Annotated in this window: 26 protein-coding genes; 14 read left to right on the forward strand and 12 right to left on the reverse strand. The window is 34.3% G+C overall.

Annotation, left to right across the window (positions count from 1 at the left end):
• Positions 1-103: 103 nt before the first annotated feature.
• Both thiH and FLACOL7796_RS02235 read left to right on the forward strand, forming a co-directional pair.
• Positions 104-1,231 (forward strand): 2-iminoacetate synthase ThiH, encoded by a 1,128-nt coding sequence (thiH, locus tag FLACOL7796_RS02230; RefSeq protein WP_173969205.1) that lies wholly within the window; start codon positions 104-106, stop codon positions 1,229-1,231.
• A 66-nt stretch (positions 1,232-1,297) separates the two neighbouring features.
• A complete protein-coding gene (locus FLACOL7796_RS02235; protein ID WP_173969206.1) occupies positions 1,298-2,008 on the forward strand; it encodes a HesA/MoeB/ThiF family protein in 711 nt (236 codons plus the stop codon).
• Here the strand turns inward: FLACOL7796_RS02235 and FLACOL7796_RS02240 are convergent.
• The 4 genes from FLACOL7796_RS02240 to FLACOL7796_RS02255 form a co-directional block, all read right to left on the reverse strand.
• A complete protein-coding gene (locus FLACOL7796_RS02240; RefSeq protein WP_173969207.1) occupies positions 2,005-2,799 on the reverse strand; it encodes an MOSC domain-containing protein in 795 nt (264 codons plus the stop codon). The two genes, FLACOL7796_RS02235 and FLACOL7796_RS02240, sit on opposite strands and share 4 nt — an antisense overlap.
• Positions 2,799-3,440: a leucyl/phenylalanyl-tRNA--protein transferase gene (gene aat / locus FLACOL7796_RS02245; protein ID WP_173969208.1), complete on the reverse strand. Its 642-nt coding sequence runs from the start codon at positions 3,438-3,440 to the stop codon at positions 2,799-2,801. Before aat ends, FLACOL7796_RS02240 begins: the two co-directional genes overlap by 1 nt.
• A gap of 347 nt (positions 3,441-3,787) precedes the next feature.
• Positions 3,788-4,159, reverse strand: a complete 372-nt coding sequence (locus tag FLACOL7796_RS02250; RefSeq protein WP_121322382.1) for a DUF3127 domain-containing protein — start codon at positions 4,157-4,159, stop codon at positions 3,788-3,790.
• Positions 4,160-4,190: 31 nt separating this feature from the next.
• Positions 4,191-5,066, reverse strand: coding sequence for a flavin reductase family protein (locus FLACOL7796_RS02255; RefSeq protein WP_173969209.1), 876 nt, complete (start codon positions 5,064-5,066; stop codon positions 4,191-4,193).
• Positions 5,067-5,227: 161 nt separating this feature from the next.
• Between FLACOL7796_RS02255 and FLACOL7796_RS02260 the strand changes: the two genes are divergently transcribed.
• Positions 5,228-6,376, forward strand: coding sequence for a sensor histidine kinase (locus tag FLACOL7796_RS02260; RefSeq protein WP_173969210.1), 1,149 nt, complete (start codon positions 5,228-5,230; stop codon positions 6,374-6,376).
• A gap of 143 nt (positions 6,377-6,519) precedes the next feature.
• On the opposite strand, the gene FLACOL7796_RS02265 is transcribed toward FLACOL7796_RS02260, so the two are convergent.
• Both FLACOL7796_RS02265 and greA read right to left on the reverse strand, forming a co-directional pair.
• Positions 6,520-6,906, reverse strand: coding sequence for an HIT family protein (locus FLACOL7796_RS02265; protein ID WP_173969211.1), 387 nt, complete (start codon positions 6,904-6,906; stop codon positions 6,520-6,522).
• An 87-nt stretch (positions 6,907-6,993) separates the two neighbouring features.
• Positions 6,994-7,470, reverse strand: a complete 477-nt coding sequence (gene greA, locus FLACOL7796_RS02270) for a transcription elongation factor GreA (RefSeq protein ID WP_173969212.1) — start codon at positions 7,468-7,470, stop codon at positions 6,994-6,996.
• Between the two features lie 155 nt (positions 7,471-7,625).
• Here greA and FLACOL7796_RS02275 point away from each other — a divergent pair, with 155 nt between their 5' ends.
• Complete coding sequence (locus FLACOL7796_RS02275) at positions 7,626-8,039, forward strand: Rieske (2Fe-2S) protein (RefSeq protein ID WP_173969213.1); 414 nt, start codon at positions 7,626-7,628, stop codon at positions 8,037-8,039.
• Between the two features lie 52 nt (positions 8,040-8,091).
• Here the strand turns inward: FLACOL7796_RS02275 and FLACOL7796_RS02280 are convergent, their stop codons facing one another.
• The 5 genes from FLACOL7796_RS02280 to FLACOL7796_RS02300 form a co-directional block, all read right to left on the reverse strand.
• Positions 8,092-10,281 (reverse strand): TonB-dependent receptor, encoded by a 2,190-nt coding sequence (locus FLACOL7796_RS02280; protein WP_173969214.1) that lies wholly within the window; start codon positions 10,279-10,281, stop codon positions 8,092-8,094.
• Positions 10,282-10,612: 331 nt separating this feature from the next.
• Positions 10,613-11,017: an alternative ribosome rescue aminoacyl-tRNA hydrolase ArfB gene (gene arfB / locus FLACOL7796_RS02285; RefSeq protein WP_173969215.1), complete on the reverse strand. Its 405-nt coding sequence runs from the start codon at positions 11,015-11,017 to the stop codon at positions 10,613-10,615.
• The gene (locus FLACOL7796_RS02290) at positions 11,017-13,131 is read right to left on the reverse strand and encodes a DUF4301 family protein (protein ID WP_173969216.1); all 2,115 of its coding nucleotides are present in this window, start codon (positions 13,129-13,131) and stop codon (positions 11,017-11,019) included. The genes arfB and FLACOL7796_RS02290 overlap by 1 nt, the downstream gene beginning before the upstream one ends.
• Positions 13,092-13,715 (reverse strand): nicotinamide riboside transporter PnuC, encoded by a 624-nt coding sequence (gene pnuC, locus FLACOL7796_RS02295; protein ID WP_173969217.1) that lies wholly within the window; start codon positions 13,713-13,715, stop codon positions 13,092-13,094. Before pnuC ends, FLACOL7796_RS02290 begins: the two co-directional genes overlap by 40 nt.
• A 30-nt stretch (positions 13,716-13,745) precedes the next feature.
• Positions 13,746-14,474: a phosphoglycerol geranylgeranyltransferase gene (locus FLACOL7796_RS02300; RefSeq protein ID WP_173969218.1), complete on the reverse strand. Its 729-nt coding sequence runs from the start codon at positions 14,472-14,474 to the stop codon at positions 13,746-13,748.
• A gap of 82 nt (positions 14,475-14,556) precedes the next feature.
• Here FLACOL7796_RS02300 and FLACOL7796_RS02305 point away from each other — a divergent pair, with 82 nt between their 5' ends.
• From FLACOL7796_RS02305 to FLACOL7796_RS02315, 3 genes are all read left to right on the forward strand, one after another.
• Entirely contained in the window at positions 14,557-15,153 is a 597-nt protein-coding gene (locus FLACOL7796_RS02305) for a Crp/Fnr family transcriptional regulator (protein ID WP_173969219.1), read from the forward strand.
• A gap of 80 nt (positions 15,154-15,233) precedes the next feature.
• Positions 15,234-15,521 carry a hypothetical protein gene (locus tag FLACOL7796_RS02310; protein WP_173969220.1) on the forward strand — a complete coding sequence of 96 codons (288 nt, stop codon included), beginning with the start codon at positions 15,234-15,236 and terminating at the stop codon, positions 15,519-15,521.
• Positions 15,518-15,916 (forward strand): group III truncated hemoglobin, encoded by a 399-nt coding sequence (locus FLACOL7796_RS02315; RefSeq protein WP_173969221.1) that lies wholly within the window; start codon positions 15,518-15,520, stop codon positions 15,914-15,916. The genes FLACOL7796_RS02310 and FLACOL7796_RS02315 overlap by 4 nt, the downstream gene beginning before the upstream one ends.
• A gap of 242 nt (positions 15,917-16,158) precedes the next feature.
• Here the strand turns inward: FLACOL7796_RS02315 and FLACOL7796_RS02320 are convergent, their stop codons facing one another.
• Positions 16,159-16,809 carry a 4'-phosphopantetheinyl transferase family protein gene (locus FLACOL7796_RS02320; RefSeq protein ID WP_173969222.1) on the reverse strand — a complete coding sequence of 217 codons (651 nt, stop codon included), beginning with the start codon at positions 16,807-16,809 and terminating at the stop codon, positions 16,159-16,161.
• Between the two features lie 321 nt (positions 16,810-17,130).
• On the opposite strand from FLACOL7796_RS02320, the gene ahcY reads away from it, so the two are divergent.
• From ahcY to FLACOL7796_RS02355, 7 genes are all read left to right on the forward strand, one after another.
• Complete coding sequence (gene ahcY / locus FLACOL7796_RS02325; RefSeq protein ID WP_173969223.1) at positions 17,131-18,447, forward strand: adenosylhomocysteinase; 1,317 nt, start codon at positions 17,131-17,133, stop codon at positions 18,445-18,447.
• Between the two features lie 216 nt (positions 18,448-18,663).
• A complete protein-coding gene (locus tag FLACOL7796_RS02330; protein WP_173969224.1) occupies positions 18,664-20,982 on the forward strand; it encodes a patatin-like phospholipase family protein in 2,319 nt (772 codons plus the stop codon).
• 267 nt (positions 20,983-21,249) lie between these two features.
• Positions 21,250-21,819 carry a hypothetical protein gene (locus FLACOL7796_RS02335; protein WP_173969225.1) on the forward strand — a complete coding sequence of 190 codons (570 nt, stop codon included), beginning with the start codon at positions 21,250-21,252 and terminating at the stop codon, positions 21,817-21,819.
• Between the two features lie 32 nt (positions 21,820-21,851).
• On the forward strand, positions 21,852-22,136 hold the full coding sequence (locus FLACOL7796_RS02340; protein ID WP_173969226.1) for a hypothetical protein: 285 nt from the start codon (positions 21,852-21,854) through the stop codon (positions 22,134-22,136).
• A 42-nt stretch (positions 22,137-22,178) separates the two neighbouring features.
• Positions 22,179-22,511: a DMT family transporter gene (locus tag FLACOL7796_RS02345; RefSeq protein ID WP_173969227.1), complete on the forward strand. Its 333-nt coding sequence runs from the start codon at positions 22,179-22,181 to the stop codon at positions 22,509-22,511.
• 18 nt (positions 22,512-22,529) lie between these two features.
• Positions 22,530-23,051: a GNAT family N-acetyltransferase gene (locus FLACOL7796_RS02350; RefSeq protein WP_173969228.1), complete on the forward strand. Its 522-nt coding sequence runs from the start codon at positions 22,530-22,532 to the stop codon at positions 23,049-23,051.
• A 262-nt stretch (positions 23,052-23,313) separates the two neighbouring features.
• The gene (locus FLACOL7796_RS02355; protein ID WP_173969229.1) at positions 23,314-24,162 is read left to right on the forward strand and encodes a bifunctional helix-turn-helix domain-containing protein/methylated-DNA--[protein]-cysteine S-methyltransferase; all 849 of its coding nucleotides are present in this window, start codon (positions 23,314-23,316) and stop codon (positions 24,160-24,162) included.
• The last annotated feature ends 162 nt before the right edge of the window (positions 24,163-24,324 follow it).

A 24,324-nucleotide genomic window follows, 5' to 3' on the forward strand; every position in this document is an offset into this window, starting at 1 on the left:
TTGCGAACTTTTAGACAAACATAAAGAACACAAAGCTTAGCGAACTTTGCGTAAATCTTAGCGCACTTTGCGGTAAAAAAACTCGCAGTTAAAACACAATCCAATGAAAACATTCAAATCGGTTTTTGAGAACTATGATTGGGATACTATTCAATCTAAAATATACCAAACCACATCAAAAGATGTAGAATGCTCTTTATCTAAAACCAAACGAAATCTCGATGACTTTTTGGCTTTGATTTCTCCTGTTGCACAAAATTATCTGGAGCAAATGGCGCAGGAATGCCATGAAATCACCAAAAAACGTTTCGGAAAAACCATTCAAATGTATGCGCCGCTGTATTTAAGCAACGAATGCCAAAACATCTGTACTTATTGCGGCTTTAGTTTAGACAATAAAATCAAACGAAAAACCCTTTCTGATGCAGAAATTAAACTTGAAGTAGAAGCTTTAAAAGACCTTGGGTTCGATCACGTTTTATTGGTTACAGGCGAAGCCAATTATACCGTAAACATTAATTATTTCCTGAATGCCATTGCTTTAATACGAAAAGAGTTTTCGATTATTTCAGTTGAAGTTCAACCGCTTTCTACCGAAGATTATGAGCGATTGCATGAAGCTGGTGTTTATTCGGTTTTAGTTTATCAGGAAACGTATCATCAGGAGGTTTATAAAAAGTATCATACAAAAGGCAAAAAATCAAATTTCGATTATCGATTAGAAACGCCTGACAGAATTGGAACAGCTGGAATTCACAAAATAGGTTTGGGCGTTTTATTAGGATTGGAAGACTGGCGAACAGATAGTTTTTTTAATGCTTTGCATCTGGATTATCTTCAGAAGAAATATTGGCAAACGAAATATTCTGTTTCTTTCCCCAGATTACGTCCTGCCGAAGGCATTATCGAACCTAATTTTATTATGGATGATAAAGATCTGACCCAACTTATTTGCGCATATCGTTTATGGAATGAAGATCTTGAAATCTCTATTTCGACCCGTGAAAATGAGAAATTCAGAAACAATATTATTCCAATTGGCGTTACAAGTATGAGCGCGGGTTCTAAAACCAATCCGGGTGGTTATGTCGTTGATCCGCAATCTTTGGAACAATTTGAAATCAGTGATGAACGTTCTGCAAAAGAAATTGCCCAAATTATAACAAACTCAGGCTATGAACCTGTTTGGAAAGATTGGGACAGAAATTTTATTTCAAATTTTAGATTTTAGATTTCTGATTTTTTTAATCCTATTTCAACAATCTAAAATCTAAAATCAACAATCTAAAATTACAAAATGAGTATTATACAAGAATTCCTCCGCTATAACAGACAAACTATTCTACCCGAAATTGGTGACGAAGGACAGGAAAAACTAAAAAAAGCTAAAGTTTTGGTTATTGGTGCCGGAGGTTTAGGCTGTCCGATTTTGCAATATATTTCGACTGCCGGAGTTGGTTGTATTGGCATTATTGATTTTGATAGGATCGAAATTCACAATTTGCATCGTCAGATTTTATATACCGAAAATGAAATTGGTCAACTGAAAGCTGTTGTTGCCAAAGAAGTTCTTTCAGAATTAAATCCCTTGATAAAAGTGGAAGCTATTACTGAAAAACTGACTTTAGAAAATGCATCAAAAATCATTGAACAATATGATATTGTGGTAGATGGTTGCGATAATTTCACCACCCGTTATTTGGTTAACGATACTTGTGTGACTTTACAAAAACCGTTAGTTTACGGAAGTATTTTAAAATTTGAAGGACAGGTTGCCGTTTTCAATCATAACGGAAGTAAAAATTTACGTGATTTATTTCCCGAAATGCCAGATCCAAAAGATGTCCCGAATTGTAATTTAAATGGCGTTTTAGGAACCTTACCTGGCATGATTGGTACTATGATGGCGCACGAAACCCTTAAATTAATTCTGGATTTACCTACTTTAAAAAATGAATTGGTGCTTTTTAATACCTTAAACTGGAACTTTACAAAACTGAATTTCTAGATAACAATTTCATCCCCAACATTAATAATTCCTGAATTTAAACTCACAATATTGGTCCCGAATAGAACTGAATTGTTTACATTTCTGTATTTACTTAAGGTTTTCAGAGGTTCTTTTTTTAATTTACCATTGTCAGGATCATTATTCACCATAATGCATCTTCCGCAGGGTTTTATGTTTTTAAACTGAACTTCTCCTATTTTAAAAGTTGTAAAATCATCTTCTTCATGCGGACTTTGACTACTGATTACGATGTTAGGACGGAATCTTAAAACGGTAATTTTATCCGTTAATTTTTCATTTAGAAAATCTAAACTTTGACTTCCTATCATTAAATACGGATAACCATCGGCAAGACTTACATTGAAGGTTTCTTTTAGTTTCGAACTTTCGTGTTTGCGATCTCCGTTTTTAATGATTTTAACCAATTTACATTCAAAACCTAAATGTTGGCTAAACCATTTAGAAGTGGATTTATTTACTTCTATAACTTCACTTTTATCATCCCAGACATTCACTGCTATAGAATTTTCTAAATGTTCCTCAATAGAAAATTCATGCTTTTGATCCTGAAAAGTAATACTGATTTTTCCGTCTGAAATTTGCGGATAAAACTGACTCATAATGCGATGTTCTCTTTGCGTTATCATTTGATCTTCAGCATCGATCAACATCCATCTGCGGTCATTTTCGAATCCCATTTCTTCGGCTAAAGCATTTTGACAGCTAATTCCGGCCAGACTTTTTATTGGGTAGATATAAATTTCTTTTACACTGTAAACTGCGCTCATTATTCCTTATTTTCTATAATAGACATAAATTCTTCACGATCGATTTCGCGGCAACCTAAACTTTCTAAATGCGGATTATAAACCTGACAATCTAAAAGTTTATAATTTTCTTTTTTTAGATGATTAACCAAAGCAATAAAAGCTACTTTTGAAGCATTTGACACTTTTGAAAACATACTTTCTCCACAAAAAACATGGCCTAAATCTATTCCGTACAAACCTCCAACAAGAACCTCATCTTGCCAAACCTCAACAGACTTTGCAATTCCCTGTTCGTTCAGTTTACAATAAGCATCAATCATTTCGTTTGAAATCCAGGTTCCGTTCTGACCATCACGTTTTATATTCTGGCAATTCGAAATAACAGCCGCAAAGTTTTGATTAAACGTAACTTTAAACTGATTTCTATTCAGGATATTACGCATACTTTTAGACACAATCAATTCATCCAGAAACAAAACCATTCTTGGATCCGGTGACCACCAAAGAATTGGATCTCCTTCATTAAACCAAGGAAAAATTCCGCTTTTGTAAGCCAACTTCAATCGTTCCGGATCTAAGTCGCCACCAATGGCCAAAATTCCTTCTTCATCAGACTCTGAAACCGGAGGAAAAAATAAATCGTTGAATACGTAGTACATTTTTTAAATTCCAAAATTTTTAAATTCCAAATTCCAAGCGTTGAGTAAACCTTTGTCAAAGTTTTGAACTTTGACAAAGGTTTATGTACACAATCTTGTCATTTCGACCGAAGGGAGAAATCGCACTAGTTGCTCACAATTATCGATATTTTTTGACGATTTTCGTGTGTGATTTCTCGTTCCTCGAAATGACAACATTGCATCAAACATTGCGGATGCTGTAAACGAAGATTCCTCATTCTTCGGAATGACATAAAATGCGTTGAGTCTTCAATACAAAAAATTCCAAACCCCAATTGCATATTTATGAATTGGAATTTGGAATTTATTTTTTGAATTTTAAACTTTTAGAACGGTAAATCGTCTGGTTCGTCTTCGTTTAAGTTAGTTGCCGGAGCAAAAGCTTCTGCAGCTGGCATAGCTGGAGTTTGTCCAGGACCTTCTGGTGCTAATCTTTCGATTCTCCAACCTTGAATACTATTGAAATATCTGGTTTCTCCTTGTGGATTAACCCATTCTCTTCCTCTTAAATTGATAGAAACTTTTACGGCCTCACCTTGCTTGTAGCTACTTAATAAATCGCATTTATCTTGTGTAAATTCGATCAAAATATGCTGTGGATACTGCTCATCTGTGGTAACAACCAACTCTCTTTTTTTGAATGCAGCACTAACTTGTTGCTCTGGGTTAACCACTTTTACTTTTCCTGTAACTTCCATCTTCTTCTATATTAATTATTGTTTCTTTTCTCTATTTCTTTGCTAAAAGCACTTTCCATGCCGATGAAATATCATCTTTATTGAGATATTTTTTCGCTTCTAAGTGCACCTTTTCCTGATCATCGGAACTTAATACTCCTTTTACTGAAAAGTTTTCTTTCACAAATATACTAACTTCTTCCGTTGTAGGCAAGGCTTCAATGTTACCTAATTTACCCAGGTCATTTCCGTTAAAAACGGGACTTTGCCTAATATGATTCGGGATCACATCTACTCCAACCCCCAGCGTTGTTAAGGGTTTTGGCACTTCAAAAAGTCCTTCATTCGATCTTGAATACCAGTTACTTCCTAATCTCGAAACCAGATCAATTTTATGCTGATCGATGGCTCCGTTTTCATCTAAAATAGCTTCGTGAATGTGAATTTTTACTACTTCACAAAGAATCAAATTCCCTGCTCCGCCCTGATTTCCTAACGGAATAATCTGCGTGACTTTGCATTCAAACTGCACCGGCGACTCTTTTACGCGATAAGGTTTAACAAAATCCGAAGGGATTTGTGTTAATCCTGCTTTGATAAATTCGTTTACCCCTTCTCCATATTCTGTACTTGCCAATGAGGTTTGCTGTACAATATCATAATTGACAACATTAATCACCACTTCGCGGGTCGCCTCTGCATTGATTAAGGTATGTTTTACAGTATTATCACGTACACGACGTGCCGGCGAAAAAACCAAAATTGGCGGATTGGCACTGAACACATTAAAGAAACTAAATGGCGACAAATTCGGGATTCCTTTTGTACTAATGGTACTTGCAAATGCAATAGGCCTTGGCCCTACAGCACTTTGCAAATAACCCTGCAGTTTTGCCGTTGGTATTTCTTTAGGATCGATACTAATCATAGAATTTTCTTTTTTACCAAATCTCATTTTGGTAACTGCAAAAGTAGAGAAATGGTTTATTCAAAAGAAATAGTTTTAGATTTAAAAACAAAAAATCTTTAGCTGTTTATAAAATATTAAATGTGTTTATTTCGTTATATTTATACCACAAAAAAATATTTATGTCTTTTTCCGAAAGAAGAAATACAACCCGTTGGATTATTATTTTTATTTCCTTTTTAATCATTTCGTTGATTCTTTGGAACACTTATACTTTTTTTCAAATTTTTAAAAACGAAGAAAGACTAAAGATGAATCTTTGGGCGAATGCGCAAAAGACATTGGTTAACGCAGATGAAAATACTGATTTAGATTTACCTCTCGATATTTTAAACAACAACACTTCGGTTCCTGTTATGCTTACCATGTATAACAAAGTGATTAGTTCTGTAAATGTTCCTGAAGAAGTTCTGGCAGACAAAAAGAAATCAATGTCTTACCTGAATAGTTTAAAAAGCGAAAATGAGCCCATCATAATCGAATACGCACCGGGAAAACATCAGGAAGTTTATTACGGAAACTCGGCATTACTTAACAAACTCAAGTACTATCCGGTAGCTTTATTACTGATTATCTTTTTGTTTGGCGCTCTGATTTATAACTTTTACAGAAGTAACAAAATGGCAACCCAAAATAAACTCTGGGCGGGAATGGCCAAAGAAACCGCACATCAAATTGGGACGCCTTTATCTTCTTTAATTGGCTGGGTCGAAATATTAAAAACAGAAGAAATTGATCAGTCTATAACGACTGAAATAGAAAAAGATATCGAGCGATTGCAAACCATTACGGATCGTTTTTCTAAAATTGGATCGGTTCCTGTTTTAGAACAACATGATATTATTACGGAAACATTGCGTACTTATGAATACTTGCAATCCCGTTTTTCTAAACAGGTTACTTTTTCCTATAATGCTCCAAAAGAACCTATTTTAGTCATGATAAATCCAACGCTGCACAGCTGGACGATCGAAAATTTAGTCAAAAATGCTATTGATGCCATGAAGGGAAAAGGCAGCTTAGATCTTCGAATTGAACAAGATGCACATCATGTAAAAATAAACGTAAAGGATTCGGGAACAGGAATTGCTAAAAACCAGTTTAAAACCATTTTCGAACCTGGTTTTACAACTAAAAAACGCGGTTGGGGATTGGGACTTTCTTTAACCAAACGAATCGTTGAGGAATATCATAGCGGCAAAATAAAAGTTTTACATTCTGAAATTGGAAAAGGAACTACATTTCAGATTTCTCTAAATAAAAAAGTGTAGCAAAAATTACTTTACTACACTTTTAATGTTTTTTTATTTCTGAACATTTTGTCAGGTTGAGCGAAGTCGAAACCCTTTATATTCAATCAGGACCTGGCTTCGACTTCGCTCAGCCTGACATCCGTCAAAACAATTATTATTAACTATAAATTCGCCTGAATACTTTTAGCCAAAGCTTCAAACTCTTCTTTAGAAAGTTTTACTTTATTATGAAAACGCATTTCATCCATTTCGTTTAGCGGAATTAAATGTACGTGCGCATGAGGTACTTCTAATCCTACAACGGCTATACCTACTCTTTTGCAAGGAACAGTTTTTTCTAAAGCGATTGCAATTTTCTTAGAAAACTTCATTAAACCTAAATACAACTCATCATCCATATCAAAAATCTTATCGATTTCTTGTTTAGGAATACAAAGTGTGTGTCCTTTTGCATTTGGATTTACATCTAAAAAAGCCAAAAAATTATCGTCTTCAGCGATTTTGTATGCAGGAATTTCTCCGTTTACTATTTTAGTGAATATTGACATCTTGTAATCGTTAATTTGGTGAATCGTTTAATCGTTTTTAACCGATTAAAATCTTAATAGTGAGATTGCTTCGTTCCCCGCAAGGACTTAGTCTCTTGTAATTTCAAGGATTTCGAATTTCAAAACTCCGTTTGGTACTGTAATTTCAGCTACTTCTCCAACAGATTTTCCTAGTAAACCTTTTCCAATAGGAGATGTTACAGAGATTTTTCCTGTTTTTAAATCTGCTTCACTTTCTGCAACAAGCGTATATTTCATTTCCATTCCGTTGCTTTGGTTTTTAATTTTTACATTAGAAAGTACCAACGCTTTCGAAACATCTAATTGAGATTCGTCTATTAATCTTGCATTAGAATACACTTCTTCAAGTTTAGAAATTCTCATTTCAAGTAAACCTTGTGCTTCTTTTGCGGCATCATATTCGGCGTTTTCAGATAAATCACCTTTGTCTCTTGCTTCTGCTATATCTTGAGATGCCTTTGGACGCATTACACTTTTTAAATGCTCCAACTCATCTTTTAATTTTTTTAATCCTTCTGCTGTATAATAAGATACTTTACTCATAACTTCGTCGTTTATATAAATACAAAAAATCCCATCGGGACGGGATTTTGTATTACAAATATACTATTATTTTTTATAGTACATAATTATATGTTAATCATATAAAAATCAAATCTAAATAAATTATTTTTGTTTCACTAATTCTTATTAAAATAATGAAAAAATTCTGGATCTTAATTGCGTTTGTTTCTATCCTCTTCTCTTGTAGCGATAATGGCGTTAGCAACAAAAACCCAAACATACCAAGTTATCCTGTTAACCTGACAGTTGATATGAACTTACCGGCGTATTCAAATCTTAAGTTTGCAAGTAACGGTATTATTGTTCCTAATTACGGAGCAAAAGGAATTATTATTTTTAATACAGGAAGCGGCTATAATGCATTTGATGCTGCTTGTCCTAATCAGGTTGTTACTTCATGTATTGCTATGACAATTAATGGTATTAATGCTGTTTGTTCCTGTGATAAAACAGAGTACAGTTTATTTACTGGACTTGGAGGAAAAGAATATCCACTAAAACAATATCGCGTTGAAGTAGGCGGAAGCGTCATTCACGTTTATAATTAATAAAAAAAGCCTGAAAGTGTAAATTTTCAGGCTTTTTTTATTTTGAGAAGTATTAGAATTTCAATGTCAATCCGGCTAAGAAATTAATTCCCGCCTGAGGATAATAATACGGATAGATATCCCACATGGCTCCGTTTGAAACATATTTTTTATCCAGAATATTATTTACCAAACCAGTAATTGTAATGGATTTAAAAACAGATTTTGGTTTTATTTCGTAAGATACATTCAAATCATTTACAAAATAATCTGCCAATTTTGCTGAAGGCAATTCGATATTGTTCATGTATTGCTCGCCAACATATTTCTGCAATAGCGAAATGTGTAGACTTTCTAAAGGGCTGTAAACAATTATATTTCCTGCAATAATCTCCGGAGAATATGCAATTTTAGTCGTTCCGTAATACTGTCCTTCAACCGCTAAATCAACATTTTTATTGCTGCTTAAAGTAAAGTTGGGTCTAAGAATAAATTTCTCCGAAAGTTTAATTGTGGCATCAACTTCAAAACCTAAACGGTAACTTTTTTCAGTATTCGCACGAATTGGCGCTCCAACATCATCTAATCTTCCGGTTAAAATCAATTGATCTTTATATCCCATATAATAGAAGTTAGAATTCAATTGGAATTTTTCTGAATTGAATCTCCATCCTAATTCAAAATCATTTAATTTCTCAGGTTTTACGTTTCCACCTTCGTAATCGGTTCTGTTAGGTTCACGATTGGCACGTGCATAAGAAAAATAAAGCGTACTTTTTTGATCGATTTCGTAGTTTAAACCTGCTTTTGGATTAAAGAAATTGAAAGTATCATTTACCAGACCTGTTTCTTTTGAATTTGCTTTGTATTGCACTCTTCGGTATTGTAAATCACCATAAAAGCTTAGTTTTTCTGTCAACTGATAATTTGCTTTTGCGAAAATATTTCCGTCTGTTTTTGATGAGTAATCATCGTAATAATGATCTCCTAATTCTGAAGGCCCTGAATTTCTAGCCCAAATTACTTTACCATAATGATCTCCTTCATATTTGTTCCAGCCACCACCAAGAATAGCATCAAGTTTCTCCTCTTTGTATTTCACTGAAAAAGTAGTTCCGTAGAAATTATTATCTAGCCATTTCTGACGAATTAAATCAGTTCCGGGAACTAGTTCTCCTAAATCATTCTCTACCATTTTTGTTGGCAGAATTGGTCCATATCCTGCAATTGGCTCATCGTATTTATAATTTTCGTAATATCCCAGTCCTTTTGTATAATGCAAAGCGAAGTTGCTGCTCCATTTATCAGACCAAGATTCACTCCAATGCAATTGGTAATGATTTTGTTTATAGTTATCCGTTTCATTATTATAAAAATGAACATTTCCTGCTTCATCTTTATACTTACCTGCTGAATTATAGGTACGGTTTGAATTTAAAGTTTCGCCATCAATTCCGTTCCAGGATTGGTAAGTTTCTTCTGTTCCTCCAAAAACCAATGCTTTAATTAAAGTTGTTTTACCCACATAAGTTCCCTGAAGAAAATAAGATTTAAGATCTGAACTTCCGCGATCGATATAACCATCAGATTTAATAGTTGACAAACGTCCAGCCAATTCAAAATGATCATTTAACAAACCTGTACTGAATTTTACGGTATTTTTATTTGAATTGAAACTTCCGTAAGAACTCGAAATTTCTCCCGTTGGTTTTGATGCATAATTATCGGTAAGCATGTTTAAACTTGCACCAAAAGCAGAAGATCCGTTAGTAGAAGTTCCTACTCCACGTTGCAATTGCAGACTTTCTACAGAAGAAGCAAAATCGGGCATGTTTACCCAAAAAGTTCCCTGGCTTTCAGCATCATTATACGGAATTCCGTTGATGGTTACGTTTACCCTTGTAGCATCGCTACCACGTACTCTGATTCCTGTATAACCTATTCCGCCTCCTGCATCAGAAGTTGTTACTACAGATGGCAGATAATTCATTAAAACAGGAATATCCTGTCCTAAGTTTCTAAATTTAATTTCTTTTTTATCCATATTACTAAACGTAACCGGAGTTTTTGTAGTAACACGAACTGCCGAAACTAACACATCATCAAGCTTGTTGACTTTGGTTGAATCTTGTTCCTGTGCGAAAGAGTAAAGAGAATAGAATAAAGAGAATAGAATAAAGAAAATAGACTTTTGAGTAAGCTTTGAACCTTTGTACCTTTGTACCATTGTACCTTTGAAAGTACCTTTAAAAATAGTTTTCATTCGTAAAGAATTACGAATAAAAGGGGGAATTATTCTTTGTTAAATTAATAAAATGTTTCACGACAAAATATAGTGTGCACGCTAAAATTGTCGTTTTTTCCCTTAGCAACATTACTCGCTCAGGTTCTTTGGGTATGATCTCAGCTCGTTATTTAGAGCACCCCTTTGAGACAGTGCAAATGTAGTGTTAAAAAACAAATTCCAAAAATTAAATTCCAAATTCCAAAACTTACAAATCTTCAATTTTAAACTGCAAAAAATAAATTCCAAATTCCAATTGAAGCCCGCTTCAGGTGAGCCTTTTGGAATTTGGAATTTATAAATTGGAATTTTAATCCAAATCCGGCTTTCTTCGAGATTGTTTTCTTTCAGAAATATTCTTTTTGTCTTTGATTCTTTTTTTAATCACCGACTTTGGAATCTTGGTTGCTTTTCGAATTTTAGGCACAAACAATCCTTTTTTGATAATCTCCAGGAAACGTTTTATCACGATATCTTTGTTTTTAAGCTGACTTCTGTCTTCGTCACAATTTAAAATTAAGATATTTTCTGTGGTTAAACGTGGTGCAATATTCGTTAGCAAAAGCAATTTCTCTTCTTCAGATAAAGCCTGAGAAGTATTCAGATCAAAAGTCAAAACGACTTTTGATGATACTTTGTTTACATTTTGTCCGCCCGCACCACTACTTCGAACAGCTTTAAAACTTAACTCTGATATGATTTTTTCGCTATCCATTATTGCGGTTGATGTGCTGCTTTTAATAAATCGTTTACTGTTTTTACCGGATTAAAAGTAATTAAAGGTACTGCTACAAATATAGTCAACCAGTTTGCCATTGCGCCATTCCATAAGCCCGGTAATTCGTAGCTCTTAACTATTTTTCCGTCGACACTTTTCTCGACTATAAAACCTGCTTTTTGATCTACAAATTGCAGTAAATCAAACTTTTCATTTTTATAATTTTTAATCCCGCAAACCAAATCAACAGGATTAAAATGAGTGGCTTCAGCAAGAATTTCTGTTTGTTTTTTATTGGCTAAATCTACTTGAGATGTTTCTACAATCTGCAACGAAACAGCCCCTTTATCATTTCTTACCCAAAATGGTCCTCCGCCAGGTTCTCCTTCATTTTTTACCATTCCGCAAACACGAATTGGCCTGTCTAATAGTTCTTTGATTTTATTGACTTTATTTTCGAAAGTAAACTTATTAAAATCGCTGCTTAATTCGATATTGAGTTTTTGCATTAAAAAAGCAACCATTTCTTCGATGTTTTCTTCTTTAATTTCCCTTTGTTCAATTGCATTTAAATAGCCAAAAACCTTTTGCTGTACTTTTATTAAAACTCCTGCCAGAGCTTTTTTATATAATGCAATTGTATCAATATGATTTTGAATTACATTATCGATGTTCTTTATAAAAATAACATCCGAATCGAGTTCTTTTAAGTTCTCGATTAATGCGCCATGTCCTCCTGGTCTAAAAACCAAATTATTGTTTTTATCTCTAATAGGAATATTTTTAGCATCTACACAAATAGAATCTGTGCTTTTGTTTTGGTACGAATAACTAATCGCTATTTCAACTCCTGAGTCTGCCTCAACTTTTTCCTTAAGTACCTCAACTTCATTTTCAAATAAATTTTGATGAATTTCAGAAACGGTAAAATGCAAATTAGAAACCTGATTAGAAGAAGCATAATGTACGCATTCGTTCAAATGTTCTTCTATTGGGTTTGCGATATGAGTTTTATATTGATGAAATGGCAAAACTGCTTTAGGCTTGTTTGCAAAATCAAAATAATCAGGATCCAGTAATATTTTTACGAAATAATAATTTTTATAATCACGGTCTAAAGTTTCAAAATCAGGATAAACCTCTTTAAGCTTTTGGTCTACTGATTTAAAGAACGGAAACTTATCCATTGCCACAATAAAAATAGACAAATCACTGTCTTTTTTTCTGTTGATATAAGCGTTTATTGTTTCTTTTTTAATGTCAAAATCATTCAAAAAAGCACTTAAAAACTTAAACATTCTGCTTGCCGCGCCCGATGCCGGAACAAACTTTTTTAGTTTTAATTTTTCTTTTTGAAGATCAAAAAAATTGGCTCTTTCTTCAAATTCAGCTTCTGAGAGACTTAAAATTCCGTTATTAATTGTAGCGGGACTTATTAAATTGCTTTTTAAAATTCCGTTCTTAAAAATTTCAAGTTGTTTTAGAATTTTATCAAACGAAATTCCGTGATTGTATATCTGCACAAAATCAGCTGATGAAAAACCGTGCTGTTTTGCGATCGATAAAGCATCAATTATTGAAGTTGCCTTAGCCAAACGGCTTTCTTTATTACCAGAAAGTGTTATAAAAGGCTTTTTGGTATCAATTAAAGTTTGTTTGAATACAGAAAACACAGATTCTCTTCCGTCAGGAGTATCTCTAATATCATCTTTCTCCCAAGGAACGTCTATATCAGTAAGGAAAAATAAATCGTAATCATGTTCTAATGCCGCTTCGTTTAAAAGCGGATCACAAAAATCATAATACATTTCAGAAAAAACTTTGGTCACCATCAAATTAGTATCAGAAAACAAATACTTTTTTGCTGAAGCCAGTTTTTTATTTTCTAATGCAACTTGTCCGTATGCAATAGGCAACATATCATCGGCAACACAAATGTGCTGGTTCTCTTCCCATTTTTCCTGTAAATAATCGCGTGCGAATTCAGGAACCCATTCGGTTTCGTAATAGTCTGCAAGTTGTTTTGCCAATGTGGTTTTCCCTGTACTTTCAGGGCCAAATAAAGCAATTTTTATGATAGCTGTTTTTTGCTGTCTAAGATTTTTCTCCATTCTAAATAAGCTGAAATAGCTAAAATTGTAAAAATTAAATATTGTAACGACAACATCCCTAAACCGCGATAGGCATAAAGAGGCACTACAATAATATCGCCAATGATCCAAAGTGTCCAGTTTTCGATCTTTTTTCTGGCCATGTACCACATTCCTGCAAAAAATATTCCAGACGAAATCATGTCGACATAATTGTCATTATGTATCTCGTAATCAAAATATTTATAAATTCCGAAAACTACAAAAACAGTTACAAAAAATAGTATAACTCCAATTATTTTTTCATTAACATTCGTTCTCGTAATAGGCAAATTATCTTCTACGGTTCCTCCTTTTGCCCAAACATACCAACCGTAGATACTCATGATAGAGAAATACCCATTAATAATCATATCGCCAATATATCCGGCAATGTATAACAGATATACCGAAATTACGGTTGCGATTAAACCTGTTGGATATACCCAAATGTTTTCTTTTTTTGCAAACCAAACACTCAAAATCCCACAAACAAAAACCAAAAATTCAAGGGCAATATGCCAAAGAGGAGCGTTTTTGTAACTTTCAAGAAAAAAATCTATCATTTTGGATGGTTGTTTTTGGTTGTTCTTAATTTATGATTCAAAAAAGTGACTGTCGTTTTCAAAAGCAGTTCCAATAACTACTAAATCTGCACCGGCTTTGTACGCATTTTGAATTCCGTGCAAATCTACAATTCCTCCTCCAACAATAATAGGAATATCAACATTTTGAGTTATTAACTGTATCATTTCCAGCGGAACGGGTTGCTTTGCTCCGCTTCCGGCTTCTAAATAGATCAACTGGTTGCCCAGCATTTCTCCCGCTTGTGCAGTGGCTAAAACCAAATCAAAATTTTCTCTGTTTAATGGTTTTGTTTTGCTTACTCGTGCTACGGCAGTTTCATTACCGCTTTCGATCAAAATATATCCTGTAGAAATAACTTCAAGATTTGTCTTTTTAAGAATTGGCGCTGCCTGAACCTGATATTCTATCAAATAATCCGGGTTACGACCGGATAATAAAGACAAAAATAAAATAGCATCGGCCTGAGGTGAAATCTGCGACGGATTGCCCGGAAATATTACCACAGGCAATTTTGTTTTTTGTTTTAATGCTGCAATTAAATCTTCTAAAATTGTCGATTCTACAATACTTCCTCCCACAAAAATATGTGTTGCAGGAGATTGATTTATTTTAAGCAATAAATGATCTAAATTTTCCCAAACAATTTTATCAGGATCCAAAAGTATGGCCAGCAATTTTTGTCCGTTACTTTTAGCTTCCAGAATCTGCTGGCGTATATTGGGTATTTTTTGTCTCATAACGGGCGTAAAAGTAAAAGTTTTTTAATGTAGAAGAACTATTTTGAATGAATTATATTTGTGTTATACCTAAAACAAAATTATGATTGCAATTGATCTGCTGGAAAAATATGGTGCGTTGAAAAAAACTTTCGATAAAAATGATTTCATTTTCGAAGAAGGCAATCTTCCTACACATTATTATCAGATCATTTCCGGCGAAGTAAAAATGAGCAATTATAATGATGAAGGCCGCGAATTTATTCAGGGTATTTTTTATAAAGAACAATCTTTTGGCGAACCTCCTTTATTCCTGAACCAAAATTATCCTGCGAATGCAATTGCCGTAGAAGATGCCGAAATTCTTTTACTGCCCAAAGATAACTTTATGAAGTTGCTGCAAGAAAATGCAGCCGTTAGCATTAAAATAATCGAGAATTTAGCGCAGCGATTGTATTATAAATCGGTTATGGCGGCAGAAATGTCTACACAGGAACCGGAACATCGCATTCTAAAACTAATTGATCACGGAATTGCTTATTTTAATTTTAAAAAAGAAGAAAACGGATACCTCATCAATTTTACCAGACAGCAAATAGGAGATTTAACCGGTTTGCGGGTAGAAACCGTAATTAGAACCATAAAAGCATTAGAAAAAAAGGGCGTTCTAAAAATTATAAACAGAAAAGTATACCGATAAAAAAGTTCTTGTTTTATGATTTTAATCATAAATACAAGCTCTAAAGTGCCTGTACCTTTGTTACTCTAAAAACAAATATTATGACACTTTATCAAACAACATTCGAAAATTTCAATAAAAATTATATTGGTTCTGCAACAATGGCTGTCATTGGTCAAAGCTGTTTAGGTGCAGCTGCAGCTATGTATATTCTATCTCACGGAACCTCTATTGGTCAAATGCTGCAATTGGGTGTGATTGTTTTGGCTTGTATATTGGCCAATACTTCTATCCTGGCGCAAATGAAACACAAAGTAGTTTTTAACTTTATTCTTACCAGCGTTATACTAAGTATTTTACTGATCATCCTGAACAACTTTATAGTATGAGAAAACAAATAGAAAATAGAGCTGATGTTTCTTTTTTGGTACATCAGTTCTATGATAAAATAAGAGCCGATAAAGAAATCGGCTTTTATTTTAATGAAATAATAACCGATTGGGACCATCACCTGGAAAAACTAACGGATTTTTGGGAAACGAATTTGTTTGCCGTGAAAAAATACAAAGGCGATCCGCATGTAGCGCACAATGAAGTAGACGAGCATTTTAATGAAAAAATTACGTCGAATGAATTTGGCATCTGGCTTAACTATTGGTTCCAGACTTTAGACGAACATTTTGAAGGCGAAAACGTAGAAACATTAAAAAGACGTGCCCGTAAAATGAGTACTTTTTTATACATGAGTATGTTTAAGCACAGACAAAAAGAAAGTGAGATTTAATTATTCTGCTGTCATTGCGAGGAACGAAGCAACCTCACTCTGATTGATTTAGCAGGTGAGATTGCTTCGTTCCTCGCAATGACAAAATCGTGGTTACATTTCGCAGGATGGATTAAAATCCATCCCTACAATATATTTCGTTCCTCCGGAACTATTTCTCAATTTTGATTTTTATTATAGAAATCGAAATGAAAAAATTGTCGCATTCACTGAAAACTGCCACTGAATACTGTGACTAAAAATCACTTCTCAAAAGCATAAACCAAAGTAAAATCCTGCCCTGAAGTGTTTGATTTTATTTCTTTATAATGCACATCAAAATCTACTACAAGATCATTAAAATGCAAACTAGCCTCTGTTAGATTTTGATCTAACGAAAAAACATTTACCCTGATATGATCTTTAAAGCTGATTCCTTTTTCGTTTCTGATTTTAAAGATGGCTTCTTTTGCTCCCCAAATTACGGTTAATTCCTTGATGTAATCGGGAGTATTTTGAGTATTTAAATAACTGGTTTCGGTATCAACAAATTTATCGGCGATTCTTAAGATTTTTTCGCGTTGTAATTCCATGTCTATTCCTACAGTTTCGTCGCTAATGATAATGGCGGCAAAATCGTGCGAATGTGTAATCGAAATATGATTATGACAATTAAAATAAGGTTTTCCAAATTCGTCATAATGCATTTCATGATCTGTAAAACCCATTTCCTGTATTAGCATACGAACGCTCAAAAAGGCACGCTGGTGCATTTGCGACTTCATTCCGTTAAGTCTTTGCTGCGTTTTTTCTTTCAAAACTACCTTGCTCAATAACTCTTCAAAAGATTCTGTTATGTGCCAAATTAAGATTTTGGTAGTTTCGTTGAATTGTATGGTTTGAAATAAAGGCATTGCTTTTTAATTATGAATTATGAGTTTTAAGTTATGAATTATTTTCCTGATTTGAAAACGAAACTTCTTATTTAACGTCTCGTGTTTCTAGCCCTGATGGGAGCGGCATCCTTTTTCTTGCTCCTTTAGCAAGGAAAAGATATAGCGGACAGCAGGAAATAGCTCCTTATTTTCAAAATCATCTTACAACAAGTAAATTATTTAGCTAAAGTTCAAAAGATTAAGAAATTAAACATTTCACAAATCTTATAGAAAGTAGTCAAAATTAAAAACCTATTCCGTAAATTTGCAAAAATTTTACAATATACAAATATACTATAAATGAGTACTACAACTACGCCTTTTGTGGCTTTCAAAGTAAAAGACATCTCTCTAGCGGCTTGGGGAAGAAAAGAAATTGAATTGGCTGAAGCTGAAATGCCAGGTTTAATGGCACTTCGCGCTGAATATAAAGACGAACAACCTCTAAAAGGTGCTCGTATCGCTGGATGTTTACACATGACGATCCAGACTGCAGTTTTAATCGAAACTTTAATCGCTCTTGGTGCAGAGGTTACTTGGTCTTCTTGTAACATTTTCTCTACTCAGGATCAGGCTGCTGCTGCTATTGCTGCTGCTGGAATTCAGGTTTATGCTTGGAAAGGTCTTGATGAGCAATCATTTGACTGGTGTATTGAGCAAACTTTATTCTTTGGTGAAGACAGAAAACCATTGAACATGATTCTTGATGATGGTGGAGATTTAACTAATATGGTTATTGATCGTTTCCCAGAATTGATTCCTGGAATCAAAGGATTATCTGAAGAAACTACAACTGGAGTTCACAGACTTTACGAAAGAGTAAAAGCGGGAACTTTACCAATGCCTGCAATCAACATTAACGACTCTGTTACTAAATCTAAATTTGATAACAAATACGGATGTAAAGAATCTGCTGTAGATGCTGTACGTCGTGCAACTGACTTAATGTTAGCTGGAAAAAGAGTTATCGTTTGTGGATACGGTGATGTTGGAAAAGGAACTGCTGCTTCTTTTAGAGGTGCTGGATCTATTGTAACTGTTACTGAAATCGATCCAATTTGTGCTTTACAAGCTGCAATGGACGGTTACGAGGTTAAAAAATTAAACACTGTAATTGCTAATGCTGATATCATCATTACAACTACAGGAAATAAAGATATCGTTCTTGGAGAGCACTTCGAGCAAATGAAAGACAAAACTGTTGTTTGTAACATTGGTCACTTTGATAACGAAATTGATATGGCTTGGTTGAACAAAAACCACGGTGCATCTAAAATCGAAATCAAACCACAAGTTGACAAATATACTATCGCTGGAAAAGATATCATCATTCTTGCTGAAGGTCGTTTAGTAAACCTTGGTTGTGCTACAGGTCACCCAAGTTTTGTAATGAGTAACTCATTTACAAACCAAACTTTAGCTCAAATCGAATTATGGAACAACAGCGCTGCTTACAACAACGACGTTTATATGTTACCAAAACATTTAGATGAAAAAGTTGCTGCTTTGCACTTAGCTAAATTAGGAGTTGAATTGGAAACTTTACGTGACGATCAGGCTGCTTATATTGGTGTTCCGGTTGAAGGTCCATTCAAACCAGAATACTACAGATACTAGTAAATTTTAGATTGAAGATTTCTGATTTTAGATTTCTTTAATTACATATCAAACCCGACAGGTTTTTAAAACTTGTCGGGTTTTGTTTTTAAAAATGAGAGACTTATTTCCGGACAAAAAAAGATTTCTATAAAAAACATACTTTTTAAAGAATAACTCCTTAATTTTAAGAATCAGAATAAGTTACTATTTCTCAACTACATAAAAACTGTACTCTTGAAAAAAACATCTTATTTATTCGTCTTATTGTTTTTGTTGTGTCTTCCGCACGTAATTTTTTCGCAGGAAAAAAAGCCTAAAGTTGTTTTAGTGTTAAGTGGTGGCGGTGCAAAAGGAATTGCACACATTCCGCTTTTGCAAAAACTGGATTCTCTTCATATCGTTCCGGACCTTATTGTGGGTAACAGTATGGGAAGTATTATAGGCGGTTTGTACGCCATGGGATATTCTGGTGACAGCATAGAAAAACTAACCAAAAACATTAATTGGGATAAGTTACTTGGCGGAGGTCAATCGCTGCAATCTGTAAGCGTAGAAGAAAAAAGAGAGTTTCAGCGGTATTTAGTCGGAATTGGGATTAAAAACAAAAAACTTAACAGTATTGGCTCTTTATTAAATGACCAAAATTTAAGAGAATATCTTTCTGAACTCACGTATCCGGTATATAACATTAGAGATTTTGACAGCCTGCCTATTCCGTTTAGAGCCATGGCTACCGATTTGTCTGAAGGAAAAGAGGTTATTTTAAGCAAAGGAAGCTTAGCTTATGCCATGAGAGCCAGTATGTCATTACCGGCTATTTTTAAACCTATGTCATACGAAAAAACAGTTTTGGTTGATGGAGGGGTTTTGAATAATTTCCCTACAGATGTTGCCAAACAAATGGGTGCTGATATTATTATTGGTAGTGATGTTGGTGGCGGACTGGAACCGATAGACAAACTGAACAATGTTTTAACGATACTGACACAAACCAGTATGTTCCCGAGTAACATTAAAAATCCTGCTAATAGAAAACTCTGCGATATTTTAGTAGATCACATGCCAAACCTTCGTTTTTCGACCGCAGATTTTGCAGATAGTGCCGAAATCTATAAAGATGGTAAAATTGCAACCAACGAAAATCTTCCGGCTTTAGTAGCATTATCCGAAAAATTAAAAGGCTATCAGCAACGAGTTCACGAATTACCACACATGCCTTCAGAAATTATTTTGGATACTATTGTATACAAAAAAATCAGTCCGGAGAACCTTGCGCTGGTATTAGGAAGAATAAATCTTAAAACACATGTAAAATATACCACACAAGATTTAATAGCAGGTATTAACAGGGCAATGGGTACCAATCTTTTTGACGAGATTACGTACAACTATTTCATCAAAGACGACAACAAACTAGGCGTTACCATCTTTGGTCACGAACGTGCCAAAAACCAACTGAATACATCGGTTCATTATGACACGTATCGAGGCGTTGGAATCATTTTTAATTACACCGCCAGAAATGTTCTCGCCAGAGCATCCCGCCTTCTGGTAACGATTGATATCGCCGAACAACCCAAAGCAAGAATCAATTATCAGAAAAATTTTGGAGGAAACCGAGATTGGTGGTGGTCATCTGAACTTTATGGAGCCTTATTAAGACAAGAAATTTTCTTCAATGGCAAGGCTTCAGATAACGTACTCTATAATTCTGTCGAATTTACTAATGAGATCAACAGAAATATAAACTCCCTTAAAAGCTATTTTGGTTATGGCTTACACTATCAATATTCTAATCTAAAACCAAAATACGACAGAGAATATAATCCCAACTCTCCCAACATTTCTAATTATAATTTAAATACTATAGAAATAAATGCGCACTATGCTTACAATGATATGGATAAAGTTTTCTTTGCTGAAAACGGAACAATTATGAAAGCCAATATAACCCGATCATTGCTCACAAATGTCTACACCTCTTTTAACGATCCTGAGCATTCAAGCATATCTGGTGCAACCAATGGCTATACAAAATTTGGTTTCAGTTATCAAAAAAGAGCACTTTTAAGAAAGAAGATTACAGGAATCGTTGGGTTCGATTCTTATTTTATTTTTGAGGATAAATACAAAGACGATCAAATCCCTTATTCAGATTTTGGTTATGCTTCAAAATATTTCTTAGGCGGCATCATACCAAGCTCCGGCAGCAATCGTTTTTCATTTCCCGGCCTGCATGAAGACGAGCTCAATGTTTCGCAATATATGGGCTTAAAACTAGCTTCGCAGATCAACCTTATGGGCAAAATTTACCTGACTCCCCATTTTAATATCGCAACTGTTGGGTTTGAATCTTTCGATAAATACATCAACAAAGCCTTTAGTCCAAAAGGAAAATGGGATGATGGCTTTGACCCAAGTCTTGTAATATCCGGAGGCGCTGCAATTTCCTATCAATCCATTTTGGGCCCTATACATTTCGATACTTCATGGATCAATAATATCGACAAAGTAAGACTGTTTTTCAGCGTAGGATTATCGCTCAATCCATAAATAAGCACTCCTTTCACTCTAAAATCTAAACTCAGAAATCTAAAAATAAGTTGGGCGTGCCACCATCCCGTCAAGAGGGCAACTTACTTTGCGCTTATACGCCCTCTTGCCGGGACGCTGTCGGGCTATCCACGCTACTTCGGTAGCCTGCTCCTATCCCTCACGCTCACGTAAATCAAGAACATCAATTTTAATCAGATATTCAGTATATTCTTAAGTTTAAGTTTTACATTTGAAATTCAAATCCCCAATATCCAAAACCTACCTATGAGAACACGCCTTACTTTAACCCTATTATTACTGTTGCCTTTTTTTACCAACGCCCAATCTAGCATGCAAAGACAAATGCAAGCCTCGAATGCAATGTTAAGACAACAAAATCATATGTTTTTGCAGCAGCAACAGCAACAACGCGCTCTGGCAACCATGATGAACAACATCGAAACCAAAGAAGAAAAATTAGCCAAAGAAGAAAAAAAACGCACAAAACTTCAGGAAAAAACAAATCAAAGAGAAGCTGATTTAAAAACAAAAACCGAAGAACTAAAAACTCTAGAAACCAATGCTGATACTAATGCAACCACTTTAAAAGCTATCGAAAAATCTAAAAAAGAAGTTGCCAAGTTCGAAGAAAAAATAAGCCAATCAAAAACCGAAATCGAAAAAAGTTCCAATAAAATTCAGGATTTACAAAACCAGATACAGGCCGATAAAATCAAAAAAGAAGAATTAGAGAAAAAACACGAAGAAGAGAAAAAGGCCAAAGAAGAAGAAAAAAGATTAAAAGAAGAGGAAAAAGCTAAAAAGGAAAAAGAAAAGCAAGACAAGAAAAAATAATACCTCTTTTACAATTTCAGAACAATACAAATATGATCGAGAAAGTTTTATGTGACCAACACGGTTCTAAAGACATGTCTTTTACCTGCATACATATTGCAATGGCATTAGACGAAAAAGAAAAAGTAGGCTTTTATTATTCAGAAGCCGAAGAAGATCTCCCTCAAATTGCCTGGTGCGGAGCATGCGAACAATGGCTATTGGATAACGGTGAAGAATGGACTGACGTTTTTAAAACCAACGCCGATTTTAAAATGTTATGTGCCGACTGTTTTGATGAGGCAAAAAACAAAGAATTAGAAATTCATCTGAGGTAAATAAATCTCATGAAAAAAGTAACTTTGTAAAAAACCTCAATCATGAAGAACTTTTTATTTTTATTCATTGCTATTATTTTCGAAATCATCGCAACAACCGCATTAAAAAAGTCGGAACAATTTACTCAGCTTATCCCAAGTATTATTACACTTATAGGCTATTTTGCTGCGTTTTACTTTTTAAGTTTTGCTATCAGAACCATTCCTGTCGGATTTGCTTATGCCATTTGGTCTGGAGTTGGAATTGTATTAATTACTACTATTGGCGCAATATTCTTCAAAGAAATTCCAGATTTACCCGCTATAATTGGATTGAGTTTAATTATAATTGGCGTTATTGTAATTAATGTTTTTTCTAAAACTACGGCGCATTAAAACTTTTTAAATCAACAAATGATAGTATCATTTGATACTATCACAAGCATTATTACCTTAAAAATCAAATCATTGATGTTTTTCAAAAAAGCCAAAATTTCAGATTTGAAAGAAATGCAGCAATTGTATCTCGAAACCATACAATCTGTATGCAAAGACGATTATAATGTTGCGCAAAGAGAAGCCTGGAGTTCCGGTGTAAACAATACCGAACGATGGACAGAAGTTATCGAAACACAATTTGTTTTATTAGCCATTATCAAAGATCAAATCGCTGGTTTCGGAACTTTAAAAGATGGAAATTATATTGATTTCTTCTACATACATAAAGATTTTCAACGACAAGGAATTGCCGACAAACTTTTAACCGAACTTGAACTTGAAGCGAAAAATCACAATTCAAAAATCATAACATCAGATATTAGCATAACCGCAAAACCATTCTTTGAAAAGAAAGGATATATTGTAAAAGCTGAGCAAAAAATCATAAGATTAGATATTGAATTGATTAATTACAAAATGGAAAAGCATTTATTTTAATAATCTCTCGCAAAGACGCAGAGTCGCAAAGTTATATTTTAAAATTTAAGTCAATCTTTATAGAGTTCCTTTATGTCCTTAGACTTCGCTCAGAGTGACAATTATTGAAAAAAAACTTTGCGCCTTCGCGTCTTTGCGAGCAAAACTATCGCGAGCTTTGCGTAAATCTTAGCGCACTTTGCGGTTAAAAAAAAGACAGCAAGTTTCGGATTTTATGCCCGCAAAAACCAATCGATATTTGCATTATAAAATTGAAATGAAAATGAACACACAGGAAAACATCAATTATAATCGAATAGCCGATGCGATCGATTATATCAAAGTTAACTTTAAGGAACAACCCAACTTAGATGAGGTTGCCGAGAAAGTGCATTTAAGTCCGTTTCACTTTCAGCGCTTGTTTACCGAATGGGCAGGAACAAGCCCTAAAAAGTTTTTGCAATATATTAGTGTCGAACACGCCAAAAAAATCCTCAAAGAAAACAAAGCCACTTTATCTGATGCCGCTTTTGATACCGGATTATCCGGAACAAGCCGACTTCATGATCTGTTTGTAAATATCGAAGGAATGACTCCCGCCGAATATAAAAATGGCGGTAAAAATCTAGAAATTAATTTCAGTTTTGCCGAAAGTCCGTTTGGAAATATCATTGTTGCTTCTACCAATAAAGGAGTTTGTTTTATGGCTTTCGCCGAAGATGAAGAAGCCGGATTTCAGGATTTAAAAAACAAATTCCCAAATGCATCATTCTCTCGAAAATTGGATTTAACACAACAAAATGCTTTATTTATTTTCCAAAACGATTGGAGTAAATTATCTGAAATCAAACTGCACTTAAAAGGAACCGATTTTCAATTGAAAGTTTGGGAAACATTATTAAAAATCCCAATGGGACAACTTTCTACTTACGGTTCGATTGCGCAGCAAATTGAGAAACCAAATGCGTCAAGAGCTGTCGGAACCGCGATTGGCAGCAATCCAGTTGCCTTTTTAATTCCGTGTCATCGTGTTATTCAGTCTTCAGGAACCTTTGGTGGTTATATGTGGGGAAACACCCGTAAAACGGCTATTATTGGCTGGGAAGGCGCGCAGATAAATCCAACAATCTAAAAATATTATCAATTGTTACGATTGATATAACATTTTCAACACAAAGTATATTGTAGAGACGCACAGCAGTGCGTTTACACAAAGATTGTCGACAAAAATCTTTGTAAAAAACACATCACGTTAGACGTACTGCTGTGCGTCTCTACAATAAAAAAATGCGCA

It is taken from the genome of Flavobacterium bizetiae (genome assembly GCF_902804475.1).
GTDB classification, from domain to species: Bacteria; Bacteroidota; Bacteroidia; order Flavobacteriales; family Flavobacteriaceae; genus Flavobacterium; species Flavobacterium bizetiae.